The following is a 19,694-nucleotide window of genomic DNA, read 5'->3' on the forward strand; positions in this document are numbered from 1 at the left end:
CGGCGTCACGGGAGCGCGCCCTAGTTAATTTGCAAATGGAGCGCAAGCATACTGCCAGTTATGGGGATAGCGCATGATGATCAGGAAATTGACGACTTGCGGCGCGGCGACCGGCATCGGCCTGATGCTGCTCGCCGGATGCGCCGGGCTTGAACCGCCGCCGACCGCGAATCCCGATCCCGCGGTGCTGGGGGCGCTGGAGCGGACCAGCGCCAACGAATGCAATCCGTCGGTCGCCTCGGTTCTCACCGGGGCAAAGGTCCCGGCGGGGAGCATCCGCGGCGTGAGCTACGGCCTCTACCGCGACATCAACACCGGCCGGATCGTTCGCTACGACGCATGGGTCGGGCTGACCGACCAGCCGGGAAGTCTCGTGGTCACCGTCGACGACTTCTGCCGCCCCATCCAGATCTATGCACGCGGCGGTGCGGCGTTGCCATCGGCACGGTAAGTCCGCCGTTCAGAGGCAGGTTGCCGTCAAGGCGGCGCCCTGCCCACGGAGTACCGGCACGCCGCAGCCGGGCTGCAGGGACATGCTACGGGTCTTTGCTGCCGGTCTCCGCTGCCGGCCTTTGTGGTGGCAGACAACCGGCGGTCTCCGCGGGACCGGGGTGCCGATTGCCGCTAGGCGGACGGTCCAACCTCTGACCTGTCTTAACTTTGGACCGGCTCCGGACGTGCCATACATCCCTGCCGCCTCGAAACCGGCGCATGGTCACGCCGGCCACCGATAAACCTGGCAAAACAAGCCACTGCGACCCTCGGACCGCGCTTCATGCAGTCGGGAGCAGCAGCGCGACCCGGGCTCGGTCGGCAGCCACTGCGATGCCGGTTCCTCCATGCCGACGCCAAGCCCATGGTCCTACGCATGGGAAAAAGCACTGGGTCGTCGACAAAGGGCCAGCCCGCGTCCTCCTGGCCGGCGCGGAAACCACGACGGCGAGAGATCAGCCCGACGACAGCCACACTTTTTAATTGCTGTTTTTGACGCTTTTTATATTTCAATTATAATATGTGAGATTGACTCTTCCATAGGATGCATGTATCTACAGACACACACTCATTTTCCGGTCACACCCGTGATTGGGGTACACCAACCATTTTGACGGAAGCGAGCGGACAAGGTCGCCACGGGCATCTGCAGCTCACCCTGCATGGCCATGCTTGGCTGTCATCGCCGGGCTGAACCACGAAGCGCGGCACGGTCGAAGGCGCAAAAGTCCCGCGAGGCTCCGCAATTGCACGGCGGAGGAGATGATGGCGGCACGGCGGCCAATGCACGCCATTGGCATTTTTTCGATTTTCTTGGCCGCCATTCTTTTCGGCGTGGCGGGTGCGGCGGCGAAAATGCTGTTCGTGGCCGATGTATCGCCTCTCGACCTGACAGCGGTCCGCACCTTCGTGGCGTGCGCCGTTCTCGGCCCCATCATGGCGCTCCTACCCGGACGGCCGTTCCACGTTCCGCCGCCGGCCCGGCCATTGGTCGTGGCTGCAGGCGTCCTGTTCGTGCTGGTCAATGCCACCTTCTATCTGGCGATTGACATGATGAACGTCGCGGCGGCGATAACCCTGGAATACACATCGCCCTTCTTCGTTCTGGTCCTTGGAGCGATCCTGGGCACGCGCCGCATGAGCCTGCGGGACAGCGGCATCGTTGGCCTCAGCCTCGCGGGATGCGCCCTGCTGACGGGAACCGGCGGCGAGTGGGTTCACCTGTCCGCAGGCCTGCTGGTCGGACTGGCATGCGGGTTCGCCTTCGCACTCTTCAACATGGTCGGAAACGCCTGCAAATCCCGCGGCATCGGCGCGACAGCCTTGACCTTCTGGTCATTCGCCGTCTCGTCGATGCTCTGGACGGCCGCCTTGCCGTTCCTTGGCGTGCATACGCTGCGCCCGAGCCCGGAGATGATCGCCCATATCGGCTTCATCGCGGTGATCGCAACCATCATTCCCTACTGGCTGCTGCTGTTCGGCCTTCGCCATGTCGACGCCCTCCCCGCAACGGTGATCGGGCTGCTCGACCCGCTGGCGGCCGGGATCGCCGCATACCTGCTCCTGGGGGAAACGCTGACACCGCCCAACCTCGCGGGCATCGCGCTGGTTTCCCTTTCCGTCGTCCTCGTCACGCTTTCGGAGAGTCGGACAGCCGGCCCGCCCGCCGCCCGAGCGGACGAGCCGCCCCGCCGGGCCGAAGCCGCCGCCCAACTGGAGGCCAAGAATGCCTGATCGCCAACAAGCCGCCACCGGCCCCCTCGACCATCTCCGCATCGAGCCGCAACTGGACCGCCGCTCCCTTCCGCATATCGCGGCGGCACGAGCCCGGCTGGAGGACCTCTGGGCGAAGGGGACCGATCATTGCGCCAGCCTGGTCGGCGCGGCTTCGATCGCGGGGCGGATGACGCATCTCGACCTCGACCTGACCGGCGAGTGCGCCTTGAAGTGCTTCTATTGCGATCGGACGCCGGACCGCTACAACGGCGTGCCCAACCGCCGGGAACTGACCACCGAGGAGCGCAAGGACATCATCCGGCAGGCGAAGGCACTGGGAGCCACCACGGTGGAATTTCCCGGGGCCGGGGAGCCGATGCTGGACCCCGGCTTCTGGGACATCGTCGAATACATCCATACGCTTGGCATGACGAGCGTCGTGTTCACCAGCGGCTATCATCTGGACGAGGCGGATGCCGACCGGCTGTACCGGCTGGGCGCGACCATCTTCCTGAAATACAACAACATCGATACCACCGTGCAGGACCGCATGGTCGGCGTCCGCGGCTATGGCGACAAGGCGCACGGCGCGATGCGCATCCTCCTGGCGCGCGGCTTCAACCGGACCATTCCGACCCGGCTGGCGATCGACGTCGTCGTGACCCCGAAGTACCACGATTTGAGCGGTGTCGCCGACCTGTTCCGGTGGTGCAGGGACAACAACGTCCACAGCTACATCGTCACCCTGATCCCGGAGGGCATGGCCGACCACAAATCGATCCTGCTGGAACGTAACCGGGCCGACGAGTTGATCGAGATGATGCGGCGGATCGACGAAAGCGAATACGGCCTCCACTACGAGCCCAGCCGGCCGATGGGGGGCGGCTACCGCTGCCGTCAGGTGAACTGCGGCCTGTTCGTGAACCTGTTCGGCGAGGTGTACGACTGCAACGGCCTGTCGCGGCTGATCGGACATGCGCGCACCGACTCCCTGGAAGCGATCTGGACTTCCGCCTATGCCAGGCATGTCCGGCAGCGGGATCAGGATGGCTTCTGCCTGGTACGCGAGCGGCAGTGGGAAGGAAGCGACCTGTCGGCGATGGGACGCAAGCTGGAGGATTATGAAAGCTGGCGGGCGGCCAACGCGCCTGACGAGATCGTCGAGCGCGCCAAGGAGATGGTCGGCGTCGGGCGGATCGAACTCGCCCGCACCGGCGCGATCGCCGTCGGCTCCGACGGCTGACCGATGAGGGTGGAGATGAGCGCACGCGTCGTCCAGGATGCAGCCGTCCGCTGGATTTCCGGTGCCTGGGAACATCCGGGAATGGACGCGTCCGTATCCATTCCCGGCCCACGCATCCTGTTCCTCGGGATACCGTTCGATCATGCGGTCAGCCACCGTCCGGGAACCCGCTTCGGCCCGGCGGCGATCTTGAACGCGCTCGATGGGTTCAGCCTGTACTGCACGGACAAGCGGACCGATCTCGGCAGGCTGCGCCTGTGCCGCGGTGGCGAGATCGATGTCTCGAACGACATCCACGCCACCTATCGCCACATAGCGGACACCGTCGCCGGCCTGCCGGGCGAGGATACGCCGGTTTTCCTGGGCGGCGACCATTCGATCACCGATCCCATCCTCCGGGGGCTGCTGCGGCGGCATTCCCGGCGGACGCTTGGCCTGATCGTCTTCGACGCCCATTTCGATTCCCGCATTCCGGTGCCGGGGAAGGAGCATTCCGGGCACTGGATGCACACGGTCGCGGAGGTGTTTGATCACCGCCACACCGTCCAGCTCGGGATCGACGCCCCGATCTATTCGCGCGACTACATGGACGGCGCCGAAGCCGCGGGCATCATGGTCCGCACGCCGTGGGACATCCGCCGGACGGGATTGCAGGCCACCGTGGACGCCGCGATCCGCCATGCGGTGGAACCGACCGGCGCGGTCCATGTCTCCATCGACATCGATTGCCTGTCGGCCGGCTTTGCCCCCGGCACCAGCGTGCCGAACGCCGCCGGCCTGATGCTGTGGGACGTTGCCGACGCGCTCTTCGAGATCGCCCGCCGGGCACCGCAGGCCAGCCTGGACATCGTCGAGGTCAGCCCACCGCTGGACGGCAGCGGGATCACCGCCCAGTCCGCCGCCCATCTGGTGATGAACTTCCTCGCCGGACGGGCCGCCCGCCTGCCGCCGCCCTGAGAAATAGGACCGGACGGCATCGCACCGGGCGATATCGCACCGACCGATAGCTCGCCCGGCCGCTACCGTTCGGAATCATGGGCGTCGACGGCGCGCTCATGCCGCCGGAGACGCTCCTGCAGGGTGTCGCCCATCCGCAGGGCCACCGCGATGGACAGCACGTCGCCAAGCACCAGATGGGCGATGCGCACGGTCATGGGGGAATGGATGTCGAAGTCGTCGGCGATGTCCGCCACCAGGCTCACCGTCGCCATCTCCGCCAGCGGCGATCCCGATCGGGTCAGGGCGACCACGTCGGCGCCGGCCTTGCGGGCGTTGCGGACGGCGTCCAGGATGTCACGGGTACGGCCGGTGCTCGACACCGCCACCACGGCGTCGCCCTTTCCCAGCGTCAGCGCCGAAGCGAAATAGACGTGCGCGTCGCTATAGGCCACGGTCGGCATGCCCAGCCTGAAGAATTTCCGCTGGATGTCCTCGGCCACCGTGCCCGAATTGCCGGAACCGTAGAACTCGATCCGCCGCGCCGCAGCCAGCAGGTCGGCGGCGCGGTCGACCGCCTCCGCCGGCAGGGTATTGCGCACCTGCATGAGCGTGGCGATGGTGCGGTCGAACAGCTTGCCGGCGAGGACCGCCCCCGTCACCCCCTCCTCCTCCCCCGCGACCGATGACAGGTCCTGGTGCAGGAAGGGCATGCCGCCGGCGATATCCTGCGCCAGCTTGATCTTGAACTCGCGGAAGCCGCGGCAGCCCAGGGCCGAGCAGAAGCGTGCGACCGTCGGCTCGCTGACCCCCGTCCGATCCGCCAGCTCCGCCATCGACAGGTTGATGACGTCGCCGGGATGGGCCATCGCATAGTCGGCCAGCTTGCGTTCCGAGGGCCGGATTCGATCGCGGACCGCCGCAATTCTCGCCAGCATGGGGGCTGTCTCCCTTCTGATTGTGCATAAGCCTAGCACATGTAGTTAAGCTACATATAGAGCGCTGCGAACGACCGATTCCATCATGGCCAGCCGGCCGTCTTTGCGAGGATTTCCAACCTCCTGGGGCGTCGCCTGCGACAATATGTCGGGCGGGATCGCCTTGCCCGGCGGGCCGCGTGGGGTTATGTAGTAAAACTACAGAGCGGATCGAAGACGGCACCGGAAAACAGCATCGGGCCGATCGCGAACCGCCCTCAAGTCTGATGTGTATCAACGAATTCCGGCGCCGAGGCGCCTATCCTTCAATGGCTTCGCGAGACCGCGGGCCGCACATGACCGCCGACACGGCCCCCGACCGCGCCGACGTCTATTCCCAGAGGAGACATCATGGACACCCTGCTGATGGACGGACTTGCCCAGGCCACGGAGCAACAGTCCGCCGCCGACCCCTGGCGCGGTTTCGCTCCGGGCGTCTGGCGCCGCTCGGTCGACGTCCGCGATTTCATCCAGCGCAACCTGACCCCCTATGAAGGCGATGCCGGCTTCGTGGCCGGTCCCACCGACCGCACCACCGCGCTGTTCGCCAAGGTCACCGACCTGCTGAAGCAGGAACGCGCCGCCAAGGGTGGCGTCCTGGACGCCGACACGGAGGTCTTCGCCTCCATCACCTCGCACGGCGCCGGCTACATCGATCGCGACCTGGAGGTCATCGTCGGCCTGCAGACCGACAAGCCGCTGAAGCGCGCCATCATGCCGTTCGGCGGCTGGCGCATGGTCAAGACCGGCCTGGAAGCCTACGGCTTCACCCCGTCGCCCAAGCTGGAGGAGGTGTTCCCCGGCCTGCGCAAGACGCACAATGACGGCGTGTTCGACGTGTACACGCCCGAGATGCTGCGCTGCCGCAAGTCCGGCGTCATCACCGGCCTGCCCGACGCCTACGGCCGCGGCCGCATCATCGGCGACTATCGCCGGCTGGCGCTGTACGGTGCCGATTTCCTGATCAAGGACAAGAAGGCCCAGCTCACCTCGCTGGAGGTCAGCCGGATCGACGAGGAGGTCCTGCGCCTGCGCGAGGAGATCTCCGAGCAGATCAAGGCGCTGAAGGAACTGGTCACCATGGCCGCCGCCTACGGCTTCGACGTCAAGCGGCCGGCGGCGACGGCGCGCGAGGCCGTGCAGTGGACCTATCTGGCCTATCTGGCGGCGGTCAAGGAAGCCAACGGTGCCGCGATGTCGCTGGGACGGGTGTCCAGCTTCCTCGACATCTACATCGACCGCGACCTGCGCGACGGCGTCATCACCGAGGCCGAGGCCCAGGAGATGATCGACCACTTCGTCATGAAGCTGCGTCTGGTCCGCTTCCTGCGCACGCCGGAATACGACCAGCTCTTCTCGGGCGACCCGACCTGGGTCACCGAATGCCTGGGCGGCATGGGGCTGGACGGCCGCACGCTGGTCAGCAAGACCAACTTCCGCATGCTGCAGACCCTGCACAACCTGGGCCCGGCGCCGGAACCGAACCTGACGGTCCTGTGGTCGGAGCAGTTGCCGGAGGGCTTCAAGCGCTTCTGCGCCGATACCTCGATCAAGACCTGCTCGGTCCAGTACGAGAACGACGACCTGATGCGCGGCTATTGGGGCGACGATTACGGCATCGCCTGCTGCGTGTCGGCGATGCGCATCGGCAAGCAGATGCAGTTCTTCGGCGCACGCGCCAACCTCGCCAAGACGCTGCTCTATGCAATCAACGGCGGCAAGGACGAGGTCTCGGGCGAGCAGGTCGGCCCGGCCTACGCGCCCATCACCGGCGACGTGCTGGACTATGACGAGGTCATGGCCCGCTTCGAGCCGATGATGGAGTGGCTGGCCAAGGTCTACATGAACGCGCTGAACGCCATCCACTACATGCACGACAAGTACATGTACGAGCGGCTGGAGATGGCGCTGCACGACCGCGACATCCTGCGCACCATGGCCTGCGGCATCGCCGGCCTCAGCGTGGTGGCCGACAGCCTGTCGGCGATCAAGCACACGACCGTCAAGGTGGTGCGCGACGGGCGGGGCCTCGCCACCGACTTCGTGGTGGAAGGCGACTACCCGGCCTTCGGCAACAACGACGCGCGGGTGGACGACATCGCCATCTGGGCGGTCGAACGCTTCATGACGGCGCTGCGCAAGCAGAAGCCGTACCGCAACGCCATGCAGACCCAGTCGGTGCTGACGATCACCTCCAACGTGGTCTACGGCAAGAAGACCGGCAACACGCCGGACGGCCGCAAGGCCGGCCAGCCCTTCGCACCGGGCGCCAACCCGATGCACGGGCGCGACAAGAAGGGCGCGATCGCGTCGATGGCCAGTGTCGCCAAGCTGCCCTACGCCCATGCGCAGGACGGCATCAGCTACACCTTCACCATCGTCCCCGGCGCTCTCGGCCGGACCGAGGACGAGCGCGTGACCAATCTGGTCGGCATGCTGGACGGCTATGCCGGCCAGGGCGGGCACCACATCAACGTCAACGTCTTCGACCGCGAGACGCTGCTGCACGCCATGGACCATCCGGAGCTGTACCCGCAGCTCACCATCCGGGTGTCCGGCTACGCGGTGAACTTCATCAAGCTGACGCGCGAGCAGCAGCTCGACGTCATCAGCCGCACCTTCCACGACAAGCACTGAAGGCCGTCTGGACGCGTCGTCCAACGGCTCAGGACACCGCTCCGTCACCTCCGCCCCTTCGGGTGGGGGTGACGGAACGGGCACGCGGTCCCATGTGGACGGCAGCCGTGGACGACGGCTCTTTCAAACGGACGCCTTGTGATGACCAACGCCTACCCCCCTCCCCGCCCGCCGAAGACGCTGGGACCGGTTTCCGGCTGGATCCATTCGGTCGAGACCGGCGGCACCGTCGACGGGCCGGGAATCCGCTATGTGCTGTTCATGTCGGGCTGCCCGCTGCGCTGCCTCTACTGCCACAATCCCGACACCCAGCACATGCATGACGGGACGCGGACGACCTCGACGGAAGTCCTCGAAGACATCGCACTCTATGCCGAATTCCTGAAACGGGCGCATGGCGGCCTGACGCTGAGCGGTGGCGAACCGCTGGTGCAGCCGGAATTCACCTCCGCCATCCTGCGCGGGGCGAAATCCATGGGCCTCCACACGGCGCTGGACACCTCCGGCTTCCTCGGAAACCATGCCGACGACCACCTGCTGGAGGACGTCGACCTCGTCCTGCTCGACATCAAGGCCTATACGGAAAAGACCTATCGGCATCTGACCGGCGTGCCGCTGCGCCCGACCCTGGAGTTCGCGGAACGGCTGGCCGGACTGAACAAGCGCATCTGGCTGCGCTACGTGCTGGTCCCCGGCCTGACCGACGACGCTGCCGAAATCGATGGGCTGGCCGAATTCGTCGCCGGGTTGGGCGTGGTCGACCGCGTCGACGTGCTGCCCTTCCACAAGATGGGCGAGCACAAGTGGAAGGCGCTCGGACGCCGCTACATGCTGTCGGCCACCGAGCCGCCCTCGCGCGACCTGGTGGAGCGCGTGCGCGCGCAGTTCCAGGCGCAGGGCCTGCGGGCCGACTGACGGCCGGGCGGGCCGGGCGCCGTAAAGGGCGCCAGGAACGTCACCGGCCGACCTTCAATTCCGGCGTGATGGGCACAGCCTCATGATTCGGCCGCCGGCCGCGTGCTGCCGCGGATCACCAGTTCGCAATCGAGGTTGTGATGACGCGGCGGCACCCGCACGCCATCCAGCGCCGCCAGGATCTGCGAGGCGCTGAGGCGGCCGATTTCGCGCTGCGGCGGGCGGACGGTGGTCAGCGGCGGCGGGCATGAGCTGCTGAAGGGCAGATCGCCGAAACCGACCACCGCCAGATCGTCCGGAACGCGCAGGTCTCGGCGGGTCACCTCGAACAGCACGCCCAGCGCCAGCGCGTCGTTGGAGCAGACAACGCCGTCGATGTCGGAATGGCGGGTCAGGATCTCGTCGATCAGCCAGCGGCCGACCTCGGTGGTGGCGGCGTCGGGAACGGTGAAGTCGATCGGCTCGTGCAGACCGCGGCGCCTCACCTCCGCCTCATAGCCGTCGGTGCGGCTGCGCACCCGCAGGTCCTGGTGGGCGGCGGCACCGATGTAGGCGACCTTGCGGCTGCCCTGGTCGTAGAGGTGGCTGGTCTGCATGCGGCCGACCTCGAAGTGCGAGAAGCCGACGCTGATGCCGACCGCCTCGCTCTCCCCACCCGGGCCGTGGCCGGGCATGTCCCACATTTCCACCACCGGCACGCCGCAGGAGGCCAGCATGGCCCGCGTCCGCTCGGTGTGATGGAAGCCGGTCACCACCATGGCGGCGGGAGACCAGGCGAGGAAGGCGCGGATCAGGCTTTCCTCCTCCTCCGGGCTGAATTCGCTGACGCCCAGCAGCGTCTGGTAATGCGCCGCCTGGAACATGCCCTGGAGGGTGTTGTAGGTCTCGGCGAAGAAGGAGTTGAGGATCGAAGGCAGGATGACGCCGACGGTGCGGCTGCGCGCCGCCGCCAGGCTGCCTGCCACCAGGTTGGGCACATAGCCCATCTCGTCGATGACACGGGCGATCCGTTCGGCGAGGTGGCGCGACACCGCCTCCGGACGGCGCAGATAGAGCGAGACGGTGCTGGGCGACACGTCCGCGGCGGCGGCCACGTCGGTCATCGTCACCCGCTGGGTGCCGCGGCGTGTCCGCTTCCTGGACTCGATCGTCTGCATCGTCGTTCTCCTTGTAAAACCAAAACCACAACCAAAGCTAAAACGCCCTCGCCCTTGGCCCTGGCCCTGGCCCTGGCCCGGTGCCGTCAATGACGGGTCGGCTGATCGGTGAGGGCAAAGGCGGACAGGGACTGGATAGCATCGTGGACGAGCTGGTAGGCAGCTTCAATCCGTCCCAGCGCCCAATCGCATTCGGCATCGTCACCGGATCTGCGGTTTTCCTGCCGGACGGCCCGGAACAGGCTGAGCGCCTCCCTGCCGATCACCGTGTGGCTTTTCCACAGACCGCAGTCGTCCTGCAACGCCAGCGGGACGTTCAGGAAGCGGTGGCGCAGCACCGCGGCATCGAGCTCCAGATCGGCGATCCGCTTGGCCAGAAGAGGGGTCATTTCCGTCATGCCTTGCAGGGCGCGCCCGTGTGGGCGCGCCCTGCCCCAGGGGTCACAACAGCCGGATCAACCGGCGACCAGTTCCGCCATGGCGGCCTTCATGCCCTTGGCCCCGATCGCGGCGAGGCTGTCGGCAACGCGTGCCGCCAGGCCGGGGATCGCGGTCAGATCCTCCTTCCACAGGCGCGTGTCCGACAGGACCGCTTGGGTCAGCGCCCTGGCGTCGATGGTCCCGGCTGTCCCATGAGCCGCCCATGCGGCGGACATGGCGGCGATCACCTCGGCGTTGTCGCTGATCGGGTAGGACCCGGCCTCGCGCCGGCCGACATAGGCGCCGTCGACCGTGGTGCCGCGGTAGAAGCGCAGCAGCGCCGCCAGCGAGAAGGATAGGCCGGCCGGCGCCGAGCCGTTGCGGGCAACCGCGTCCTTCAGGCTGGGCAGCACGCGCACCTGCCATTTCGACACCGAGTTCAAGGTGATCGAGATCAGCTCGTGGCGGATGTAGGGGTTGCCGAAACGCTCCATGATGGTGCGGGCATAGTCCTGGCGCTCCGCCTCCGGCAGCGGCACGTAGGGGACGATCTCCTCGAACATCACGCGGTTCAGGTAGGCCGACACCGTCGGGTCGTCCATCATCGACTTGACGGTGTCGAGCCCGGCGCAATAGGCGGCCAGCGCGCTGGCGGTGTGGGCACCGTTCAGGATGCGGACCTTGCGGGTGCGGTAGGGCTGGAGCTGGTCCGTCCACACCACGTTGAGGCCGGCCTTGTGCAGCGGCAGCTCCTCCGCCAGATGCTCCGGTCCCTCGATGACCCAGACGTGGAAAGGCTCCGCGGCGACGGCGAGCTTGTCCTCATAGCCCCACTTGGCGAAGAGCTCCGCCGCCTCGTCCTTCGGGTAGCCGGGGACGATGCGGTCGACCAGCGTGTTCAGGAAATGGTTGTGCGTCTCCACCCAGTCGGCGAAGCCGGCTTCGAGGCCCCAGCGCGCGGCATGCGCCAGGACGATCCGCTTCAGGTTGCTGCCGTTGGCCTCGATCAACTCGCAGGGCAGGAAAACCAGCCCGCTGTCGGCGGTGCCGCCCAGCGCCTTGTAGCGGGCATGGAGCAGGGCCGCGACCTTGGCCGGGAAGCTGTCCTGGCAGCGGCCGGGGCTGTAGGGTTCCTCGCGGTCGGCGATGCCGGCCTCGGTGGTGTTGGAGACGAAGAAGCGCAGCGACGGCGACGAGGCCAGCTCCATCATCCGCAGCCAGTCGGCGTAGGGATTGAGCGCCTCGGACACGCAACTGACCACACGGCGGGATTCGACCTCCTGCCCGTTCTCGATCCCGCGCAGCAGCACGGTGTAGAGGTTGTCCTGCGCCGCCAGCAGCTTGGCCACCCCCTGGTCCAGCGGCTGGGCGATCGCCACCCCGGCCCGGGTCAGCCCCTGGCCGTTGGCCACATCGACCATCCAGTCGACGAAGCCGCGCAGGAAGTTGCCGTCGCCCACCTGGAGGATGGTGACGGGCAGCGACGGGGCGCCATCGGTATGGGCGACGTCGAGCGCGCCGCCGGCAAGCAGGTCACGGGTCAGGGAGTGCATGGCTGGGCATCCTCGAAGGAGCGAAGGCGGGAACCGGCGCCGCAACCGGGCGCGGTACGGTGCTTAAATATACTAATATATTAATCTCGGAGGCAAGGGAAAAGGCGTGCCCCGCAAGGCTTCGGCCGCCTTTCTTCCCCTCCCCAAGACGGGAGAAGGGAAGAAAGGCGGCCGGTCCGTCAGCTCTTGAAGCCCGCCATGTACTCGAACAGGCGGCGCTTCCGCCGCAGTTCGAGCTCCGCCTCCTCCAGCAGGGCATGGTAGCGCTGGGGATCGCTGCGCTCGACCGCGCTGAAGCGGCTTTCGCCGGCCATGAAGGCCGCCAGCCCGGAGGCCGGCGCGTTGCTGTCGAGTTCCAGGGGCGGCAGCCCGGCGGCGGCGCGGCGCGGGTCGCGCCGATAGAGCGACCAATGGCCGCTGTCGACCGCCAGCTTCTGGTGCTCCAGCCCCTGCGACAGGTCGTACCCGTGGGCGACGCAATGGCTGTAGGCCAGGACCAGCGACGGCCCCCGGTAGCTCTCGGCTTCGACCAGGGCGTTCAGCGTATGGGAGTCGCGGGCGCCGAAGGCGGTGCGGGCGACATAGACGTGGTCGTAGGCCATGGCGATCAGCCCGAGGTCCTTCTTGGCCGCCGAGCGGCCGGCGGTGGCGAACTTGGCCGAGGCGCCGAGCGGTGTCGCCTTGGACTGCTGGCCGCCGGTGTTGGAATAGACCTCGGTATCCATCACCAGGACGTTGACGTCGCGCCCGGAGGCCAGCACATGGTCGAGGCCGCCATAACCGATATCATAGGCCCAGCCGTCGCCACCGACGATCCAGACGCTCTTGCGCACCAGATAGTCGGCCAGATCCTCCAGCCGCCGGGCCTGCGGGTCCTTCACCGCCGCAAGCTGCGCGCGCAGGGCGGCAACCCGGCCACGCTGGGCGGCGATGCCGGCCGCATCGGCCTGCGCCTCCTCCAGCAGCCCGGCCACCAAGCCGGGTTCAAGATGTGCGGACAGCAGCGCCACCAGGTCGCGCGCCTGCCCCTCCATCTGGTCGATGGCAACCCGCAGGCCGAGGCCGAACTCGGCATTGTCCTCGAACAGGGAATTCGCCCAGGCGGGTCCGCGCCCGGCAAGGTCCGTGGTGTAGGGGGTGGTCGGCAGGTTGCCGCCGTAGATCGACGAACAGCCGGTGGCGTTCGCCATCACCATGCGGTCGCCGAAAAGCTGGGTGAGCATCTTGATGTAGGGCGTCTCGCCGCAGCCGGCGCAGGCTCCGGAGAACTCGAACAGCGGCTCCAGCAATTGGCTGTGCTTGACGGTGGCCGGAACCTGATCGCGCCCGACCGGCGGCAGGGTGCGGAAGAAGTCGAACGCCTCCTGCTCGCCGGCAAGGGCCGCGACCGGCCGCATCTCCAGCGCCCTCCGGCCGGTCCCCGCCTTGTCCTTGGCCGGACACGCCGCGGCGCAAAGGCTGCAGCCGGTGCAGTCGGCCGGAGACGCCTGCAGCCGGTAGCGGCCGCCCGGAAACTCCCGTCCCTTGTAGGGGATGGTCTCGAAGCCGTCGGGAGCGCCGGCAAGCGCCGTCTCCGGCACCACGGTGGCGCGGATGGCGGCATGGGGACAGACCAGCACGCACTTGTTGCACGCGATGCAGAGGTCGGCATTCCAGCCCGGCGCCTCGGCGGCGATGTTGCGCCGCTCATATCTGGAGGTCCCCGTCGGCCAGGTGCCGTCGACCGGGAAGGCGGAGACCGGCAGCCGGTCGCCGTGGCCGGCGATCATCATCCCCGTGACCCGGCGGACGAAGTCGGGCGCCCCGTCGGGTACGGGAGGCAGCCGGTGATGGTCAGCGTCGGTGCGGTCGGGCAGCGGAACCGCTTGCAGATGGGCGAGCGCCTGATCGACGGCGGCGATGTTGCGGGCGACCACCTCGTCACCGCGGCGGGCATAGGTCTTGCGCGCCGCCGCCTTGGTGGCGGCGATGGCATCGTCGACCGGCATCACGCCCGACAGCGCGAAGAAGCAGGTCTGCATGATCGTGTTGACGCGCCGCCCGAGCCCGACCTGGCGTGCCACGGCGCCGGCGTCGATGGCGTACAGCGAGAGCCCACGCTCGATGCAGATCGCCTGCACCTCGTGCGGCAGGGCGGTCCACACCTCCTGCGGAGTGCCGGGGGCGTTGAGCAGCACGGTGGCACCGCGGGCGGCAAGCTCCACCACCTCGACCCGCTCCATCAGCGGGAAGTGGTGGCAGGCGACGAACTGGGCTTGGCCGATCAGGTAAGGCGCACGGATCGGCGCGGCCGAGACACGCAGGTGCGACACCGTGGTCGAGCCGGACTTCCGGCTGTCATAGACGAAGTAGGCCTGGGCATGGCCGCCGCTGTGGCGCTGGATGATCTTGATGGAATTCTTGTTGGCGCCGACCGTGCCGTCGGCGCCGAGGCCGAAGAACACCGCCCGGGTGACACCCGGCTCCTCGATGCCCCATCCGGCATCCCATGGCAGCGACAGGTGCGTGACGTCGTCGGTGATGCCGATGGTGAAGCGCCGTTTCGGCCGCTCGCGCTTCAGCTCGTCGAACACCGCCTTGGCCATGGCCGGCGTGAACTCCTTCGACGACAGGCCGTAGCGCCCCGAGATGACCATCGGCTCGAATGGCGGCTCGAATGGCGGCTCGAATGGCGGCTCGAATGGCGGCTCGAATGGCGGCTCGAATGGCGGCTCTACCGGCGGCTCCATTGCCGGCCCGGCCATCGCCCTGGTCGCGGCATCACCGCCGGCCATGCCCGTGGCCCGTCCCTCGGCGAGCGCCGCCACCACGTCAAGGTACAGCGGGTCGGCGACGGCGCCCGGCTCCTTGCAGCGGTCGAGCACGGCGATGCGCCGGACCGTCGGCGGCAGGGCGGCAAGGAAATCGGCGATGGAGAAGGGGCGGAACAGCCGGACGATCAGGCAACCGACCCGCTCGCCGGCGGCGACCAGCCTCTCGACCGCCCCGCAGCAGGTTTCCGTTCCCGACCCCATGGCGATGACGATGCGCTCGGCGCGAGGGTGGCCGACATAGTCGAACAGGCGGTAGGCGCGACCGGTGCGCGCCGCCAGCCGGTCCATCATCTCCTGCACCATCGCCGGACAGGCGTCGTAATAGGGATTGGCGGCTTCACGAGCCTGGAAGAAGACGTCTGGATTCTGCGCCGTTCCGCGCACCACGGGATGATCGGGCGACAGGCCGCGGCGGCGATGGGCGATGACGGCGTCGTCATCGACCAGCGCGCGCAGGTCCGCATCCGCCAGAGGTTCGACCCGGTTGAATTCATGGGAGGTGCGGAAGCCGTCGAAGAAGTGCAGGAACGGCACGCGGGTCCGCAGGGTCGCGGCATGCGCGACGAGCGCCAGATCATGCGCCTCCTGCACGTTGGCCGACGCGAGCATGGCGAAGCCGGTCTGGCGGCAGGCCATGACGTCGGAGTGGTCGCCGAAGATCGAGAGCGCATGGGTGGCCAGGGTGCGGGCCGCCACATGCATGCAGAAGGGCGTCAATTCGCCGGCGATCTTGTACATGTTGGGGATCATCAGCAGCAGGCCCTGCGACGCCGTGAATGTCGTCGCCAGCGTTCCCGCCTGCAGGGCGCCATGGACGGCGCCGGCCGCTCCTCCCTCCGACTGCATTTCCACCACCTGGGGAACGGCACCCCACAGGTTCGGCTTGCCGACCGCCGACCACTCGTCGGCGAATTCCCCCATGGGAGAGGACGGGGTGATGGGATAGATCGCGATCACCTCGCTCATCCTGTAAGCGATCGAGGCGGCGGCCTCGTTGCCGTCCATGATTCCGGCAAGCGGACGTTCGGCAAGCGGGCCTTCGGCGGGCGGGCTTTCGGCGGGAGGCTCAACCGCGGTTCCGGGGACTGGGGCTGCGGAAGCTGTTGCAGAGGGAGTGTGGCTGTCGGTCATGCTGGGAATGTCCTCGTTTGTGGCGTCGCAGGCCTCCCACGGCCGCCCCGGTGGCTGATCGAGGCAGGACCGGCGGGAGGCCCTCACGGGCAGGCAATCCTCATGCGGACCTCGATCCGGCCGCCCCACACCACCCGCTGAAGTTGCAGGCCGTATGGGCATGGCCGACCACGCTAGCTTCGCTCCCCGACGGCAGATGCCGCATTGACTCGGGTCAGTCCGACAACCCGTTCCCAGCGAAATGCGCTGCGCAGTGCGATCATCTGATATATCAGAGGCGGGCGACCAGCGCCCATTATGTCGCAGCGCAGCATTTTTCCCGTGAGCCAATACAGCCGTGGCCACGCTGCCGCCAGCTTCCAGCACTCCTCCGCTGTGATCCCGTTTAACCACTACTCCCTTGATCCAGATCATTCATCGACGGCGGATGCTGTGGCTTTGTATAGGAACGATCGGTTCGGCATGACGAGAGCCAAGGAAAAGGCGTTCAGGCCGGCCGGGACAACATGGGTTGTTTGTTGCATCGCAGCAAATCACCGGAGCTATTTTGCGGCGCAGCAAGCATTGCTGCCTGCGAAGAACCAGACCCTCGAATTGTAGCGCTGCGACATTTTGGCTGCCGAAAATCGGCCCCTGGAATAGTGCTTGATCCTTACACTGATATATTAATATAACTCTGACCGTGATACCCACCCCCGCAAGAGGGGGAGCCGACCTTGGCGAAGCAACGAACAACTGCCATGCAATTGCCATGGGGGTGTCCGTGCGCACCAGTGCCTGCCCAGACAGGCAAGTGAGGAAAACATGAAGAAGATCCGTGGATTGCGCTGGCAGATCCTTGCCCTGATGATGCTTGGGACGGTGATCAACTACATCGACCGCAACACGCTGGGCATTCTGGCGCCGACGCTGAAGGAACAACTGCATTTCACTACCGAACAGTATTCCTTCATCGTCAGTGCTTTCCAGCTCTGCTACAGCCTGATGCAACCGGTTGCCGGCTTCATCACCGACCTGGTTGGCCTGAAGCTGGGCTATGCAATGTTCGCCTTCGTCTGGGGTGCCGCCGCCGGCATGCATGCACTCGCCGGAAGCTGGCAGTCGATGGCTTTCTTCCGCGGCCTGCTCGGCGTCAGCGAGGCGGCGGCCATGCCGTCGGGTGTGAAGACGTCCACCCTTTGGTTCCCGGCCAGGGAACGTTCGATCGCCACCGGCTGGTTCAACACCGGCAGCTCGATCGGCGCCATGATCGCCCCGCCCTTCGTCATCTGGCTGTCGCTCACCTATGGCTGGCAGGAAGCCTTCATCGTCACCGGCCTGCTTGGCGTCGGCATGTCGCTGCTGTGGTACACGCTGTACCGCAATCCCGAGAACCATCCGCGCCTGACCAAGGAAGAGCACAGCTACATCCTGGAAGGCCGCGAGCATACCGAGCTGCCCAAGCCGTCGATGAAGCGGGTGCTGGGCAAGGGCAAGTTCTGGAGCATCGCCGCTGCCCGTTTCCTGACCGAGCCGGCTTGGCAGACCTTCAGCTTCTGGATCCCGCTCTACATGGTCTCCACCCGCGGGATGGACATCAAGCAGTTCGCGCTGTTCGCGTGGCTGCCGTTCCTGGCCGGTGACATCGGCTGCATCCTCAGCGGCTATCTGTCGCCCTTCTTCGCCAAGCGCTTCAAGATGACGCTGGTCAACTCCCGCATCGCCGGCGTCGGCGTGGGTGCGGTGTGCATGATCGGCCCGGCGCTGATCGGCCTGGTCAGCAGCCCCATCGCCGCGATCTTCCTCTTCTCGGTTGGCGCCTTCGCCCACCAGATGCTGTCGAGCCTGCTCTACGCCCTGGTCACCGACACCTTCGAGAAGCAGGATGTCGGCACCGCGACCGGCTTCGGCGGCATGGCCGGCTATCTGGGCGGCATGATCTTCTCGCTGATGATCGGCCAGCTTGCCACCACCATCGGGTACGAGCCGCTGTTCGCCTGCCTGTCGGTCTTCGACCTGACCGCCTTCGCCATCATCGCCCTGGTCCTCGGACAGCGCGGCTCCAAGGCCACCGGCGCGATGCCGAACGCCGCGGCCGGCGCCGACTGACCCCGACGGTCACCTCATCCACAAGGCAGACGCCCCCGGTCATCCGGGGGCGTTTTCTTTTTTGGTGTGCCGCAGATGGAGCTTGCCGCCAAATAATAATACTAGTATATTAGCGCCTGTACCGCTGGATGCGCCGTGGTCAGATCACGGCACAACTTGTTGGACGTTCCTCTCGGACTTCAGAGCCGCCGGCGCAAGTCGCCTGCGGCTCTTTCTTTATGTGCCCGATATGGGCTGCGGCTCCGGATTGCCCTCATCGACCCTATCATTGCCGTGCGGCGCCGTGCCGATATGGCTCCCATCGCGGAAGGAGGAGGGTCAACGCCGACCGCCGACCTCGTCGAGATGCTTCAGCAGATCGGCAGGATCATCATACACGCGCAGGGCGCCGGAACGCTCCAGCTCCTCCCGGCCGTAGCCGCCGGACAGCAGGCCGATGCCCAAGGCCCGTGCCCGGCGGGCAGCGATCATGTCCCAGATGCTGTCACCGACCACGAAGGCAGTGTCGATCCCCACGCCGATTCGCGAAGCCGCGGCCAGGAACAGGTCCGGGTCGGGCTTGGCATAGCGCACCTCGTCGCGGGTGATGACCGGTGCGTTCGCGGGATCGACGCCCAGCTTTTCCAGCGCCGGCCGCGCCGTTTCCATCCGGCCGCTGGTGGCGATCGCCCATGGGATGTCCATATCGCTCAGCGTCCGCAGCAGTTCGGCCGCACCGGGCAGCGGCACGACGTCGGCGGACAGGCGCCGGTAAGCTTCGGCGTGCCGCTTCCTGAGCCGGTCACTCAAATCCTGATCGATGTCGAACCCTGTCTCGCGCAGAAGCATGTTGGTGAACAGGCCGCCGCTCATGCCGATCTTGCGATGGATGCGCCAGACGGACAGCGCGATTCCTTCGGCATCGAGCGCCTCCTTCCAGGCCAGGACGTGATGATACACGGTGTCCGTCAGCGTCCCGTCGAGATCGAACAGAAAGGCGCTGGTGACATGGGGAGTACGGGACATGGCCGGTCATCCATCTCAGGGAGGCGAGCCGCCCATTCGACACCAATGGTGGAACAGCCACCCGCGCTCATCGGTGAAAGGAGGGGTCCGCTTCAGCACTACCTCGACAGGGGCTTTTCGCCGGCATGCAATCGTGCCGGAACGACGAACGCCCCGGCCATTTTGGGCCGGGGCGTTCGTCGTTGATCGAAGATGATTGCGCAGCGTGTATGGATTTGCGTCTCTTGTGCCTGAGTGACCTGGCGGCGACCTACTCTCCCACATCTTAAGATGCAGTACCATCGGCGCAGAGGCTTTTCACGGCCGAGTTCGGGATGGGATCGGGTGTTTGGCACCTCGCCATGACCACCAGGTCACCGAGGCACAAGACCGACGCGGCTGCTTTTGGCAGCTTGTCCTGAACGCTGTCGCAAGTGCAAGTGAGGGAGGGGTTTGTACCGGACGGCGCGTTGTGCGTCAAGCAGCTCCTGGGTGCAGGCTTGCTGCTGCGCATGGCGCGATGTTGATCGGGTGAGGGATCAAGCCGATCGAGCGATTAGTAAGGCTTAGCTTCAGGCGTTGCCGCCGGTCCACATGCCTCCTATCGACGTGATGGTCTGTCACGGCTCTCA

General features: G+C 66.6%; 14 protein-coding genes and 2 rRNA genes. 8 read left to right on the forward strand and 8 right to left on the reverse strand.

The features are described from left to right. Positions 1-73 precede the first annotated feature (73 nt). From J2850_RS18850 to J2850_RS18865, 4 genes are all read left to right on the forward strand, one after another. Positions 74-451 (forward strand): hypothetical protein, encoded by a 378-nt coding sequence (locus tag J2850_RS18850; protein ID WP_209984598.1) that lies wholly within the window; start codon positions 74-76, stop codon positions 449-451. Positions 452-1,164: 713 nt separating this feature from the next. Continuing rightward, positions 1,165-2,226, forward strand: a complete 1,062-nt coding sequence (locus J2850_RS18855; protein WP_246513203.1) for an EamA family transporter — start codon at positions 1,165-1,167, stop codon at positions 2,224-2,226. Continuing rightward, positions 2,219-3,451: a radical SAM/SPASM domain-containing protein gene (locus J2850_RS18860; protein ID WP_209984601.1), complete on the forward strand. Its 1,233-nt coding sequence runs from the start codon at positions 2,219-2,221 to the stop codon at positions 3,449-3,451. Before J2850_RS18855 ends, J2850_RS18860 begins: the two co-directional genes overlap by 8 nt. 15 nt (positions 3,452-3,466) lie before the next feature. Further along, positions 3,467-4,408, forward strand: coding sequence for an agmatinase family protein (locus J2850_RS18865; RefSeq protein WP_246513205.1), 942 nt, complete (start codon positions 3,467-3,469; stop codon positions 4,406-4,408). A 62-nt stretch (positions 4,409-4,470) separates the two neighbouring features. Here the strand turns inward: J2850_RS18865 and J2850_RS18870 are convergent, their stop codons facing one another. Then, positions 4,471-5,325 (reverse strand): MurR/RpiR family transcriptional regulator, encoded by an 855-nt coding sequence (locus J2850_RS18870; RefSeq protein WP_209984607.1) that lies wholly within the window; start codon positions 5,323-5,325, stop codon positions 4,471-4,473. 390 nt (positions 5,326-5,715) lie between these two features. Here J2850_RS18870 and pflB point away from each other — a divergent pair, with 390 nt between their 5' ends. Continuing rightward, complete coding sequence (gene pflB / locus J2850_RS18875) at positions 5,716-8,001, forward strand: formate C-acetyltransferase (RefSeq protein WP_209984609.1); 2,286 nt, start codon at positions 5,716-5,718, stop codon at positions 7,999-8,001. Positions 8,002-8,142: 141 nt separating this feature from the next. Beyond that, positions 8,143-8,916 (forward strand): pyruvate formate-lyase-activating protein, encoded by a 774-nt coding sequence (pflA, locus tag J2850_RS18880; protein ID WP_209984611.1) that lies wholly within the window; start codon positions 8,143-8,145, stop codon positions 8,914-8,916. Between the two features lie 80 nt (positions 8,917-8,996). Here the strand turns inward: pflA and J2850_RS18885 are convergent, their stop codons facing one another. The 4 genes from J2850_RS18885 to nifJ form a co-directional block, all read right to left on the reverse strand. Then, positions 8,997-10,073 carry a LacI family DNA-binding transcriptional regulator gene (locus J2850_RS18885; protein ID WP_209984614.1) on the reverse strand — a complete coding sequence of 359 codons (1,077 nt, stop codon included), beginning with the start codon at positions 10,071-10,073 and terminating at the stop codon, positions 8,997-8,999. An 86-nt stretch (positions 10,074-10,159) separates the two neighbouring features. Next, on the reverse strand, positions 10,160-10,471 hold the full coding sequence (locus tag J2850_RS18890; protein WP_246513207.1) for a hypothetical protein: 312 nt from the start codon (positions 10,469-10,471) through the stop codon (positions 10,160-10,162). 57 nt (positions 10,472-10,528) lie between these two features. Continuing rightward, positions 10,529-12,046, reverse strand: a complete 1,518-nt coding sequence (locus J2850_RS18895) for a tagaturonate reductase (RefSeq protein ID WP_209984616.1) — start codon at positions 12,044-12,046, stop codon at positions 10,529-10,531. Positions 12,047-12,225: 179 nt separating this feature from the next. Continuing rightward, positions 12,226-15,864: a pyruvate:ferredoxin (flavodoxin) oxidoreductase gene (gene nifJ, locus J2850_RS18900; protein ID WP_209984618.1), complete on the reverse strand. Its 3,639-nt coding sequence runs from the start codon at positions 15,862-15,864 to the stop codon at positions 12,226-12,228. Positions 15,865-16,311: 447 nt separating this feature from the next. On the opposite strand from nifJ, the gene J2850_RS18905 reads away from it, so the two are divergent. Together J2850_RS18905 and J2850_RS18910 are read left to right on the forward strand one after the other, a co-directional pair. Then, positions 16,312-16,590 carry a hypothetical protein gene (locus J2850_RS18905; RefSeq protein WP_209984620.1) on the forward strand — a complete coding sequence of 93 codons (279 nt, stop codon included), beginning with the start codon at positions 16,312-16,314 and terminating at the stop codon, positions 16,588-16,590. A gap of 204 nt (positions 16,591-16,794) precedes the next feature. Next, positions 16,795-18,078: an MFS transporter gene (locus tag J2850_RS18910; protein WP_209984622.1), complete on the forward strand. Its 1,284-nt coding sequence runs from the start codon at positions 16,795-16,797 to the stop codon at positions 18,076-18,078. Positions 18,079-18,396: 318 nt separating this feature from the next. On the opposite strand, the gene J2850_RS18915 is transcribed toward J2850_RS18910, so the two are convergent. The 3 genes from J2850_RS18915 to J2850_RS18925 all read right to left on the reverse strand — a co-directional run. Continuing rightward, entirely contained in the window at positions 18,397-19,083 is a 687-nt protein-coding gene (locus J2850_RS18915) for an HAD family hydrolase (protein ID WP_209984624.1), read from the reverse strand. Between the two features lie 237 nt (positions 19,084-19,320). After that, positions 19,321-19,436, reverse strand: a 5S ribosomal RNA gene (rrf, locus tag J2850_RS18920). 161 nt (positions 19,437-19,597) lie between these two features. Further along, positions 19,598-19,694 (reverse strand): 23S ribosomal RNA (locus J2850_RS18925); the annotation flags it as partial.

It is taken from the genome of Azospirillum picis (assembly GCF_017876115.1).
Lineage (GTDB): Bacteria > Pseudomonadota > Alphaproteobacteria > Azospirillales > Azospirillaceae > Azospirillum > Azospirillum picis.

What these genes read in the sequence shown, in the direction of transcription:
- pflA (WP_209984611.1), top strand. Translation starts at nt 8,143, where the DNA reads ATGACCAACGCCTACCCCCCTCCCCGCCCGCCGAAGACGCTGGGACCG.
- nifJ (WP_209984618.1), bottom strand. Translation starts at nt 15,864, where the DNA reads ATGGACGGCAACGAGGCCGCCGCCTCGATCGCTTACAGGATGAGCGAG.
- J2850_RS18915 (WP_209984624.1), bottom strand. Translation starts at nt 19,083, where the DNA reads ATGTCCCGTACTCCCCATGTCACCAGCGCCTTTCTGTTCGATCTCGAC.
- J2850_RS18885 (WP_209984614.1), bottom strand. Translation starts at nt 10,073, where the DNA reads ATGCAGACGATCGAGTCCAGGAAGCGGACACGCCGCGGCACCCAGCGG.
- pflB (WP_209984609.1), top strand. Translation starts at nt 5,716, where the DNA reads ATGGACACCCTGCTGATGGACGGACTTGCCCAGGCCACGGAGCAACAG.
- J2850_RS18895 (WP_209984616.1), bottom strand. Translation starts at nt 12,046, where the DNA reads ATGCACTCCCTGACCCGTGACCTGCTTGCCGGCGGCGCGCTCGACGTC.
- J2850_RS18870 (WP_209984607.1), bottom strand. Translation starts at nt 5,325, where the DNA reads ATGCTGGCGAGAATTGCGGCGGTCCGCGATCGAATCCGGCCCTCGGAA.
- J2850_RS18850 (WP_209984598.1), top strand. Translation starts at nt 74, where the DNA reads ATGATGATCAGGAAATTGACGACTTGCGGCGCGGCGACCGGCATCGGC.
- J2850_RS18865 (WP_246513205.1), top strand. Translation starts at nt 3,467, where the DNA reads ATGAGCGCACGCGTCGTCCAGGATGCAGCCGTCCGCTGGATTTCCGGT.
- J2850_RS18890 (WP_246513207.1), bottom strand. Translation starts at nt 10,471, where the DNA reads ATGACGGAAATGACCCCTCTTCTGGCCAAGCGGATCGCCGATCTGGAG.
- J2850_RS18860 (WP_209984601.1), top strand. Translation starts at nt 2,219, where the DNA reads ATGCCTGATCGCCAACAAGCCGCCACCGGCCCCCTCGACCATCTCCGC.
- J2850_RS18910 (WP_209984622.1), top strand. Translation starts at nt 16,795, where the DNA reads ATGAAGAAGATCCGTGGATTGCGCTGGCAGATCCTTGCCCTGATGATG.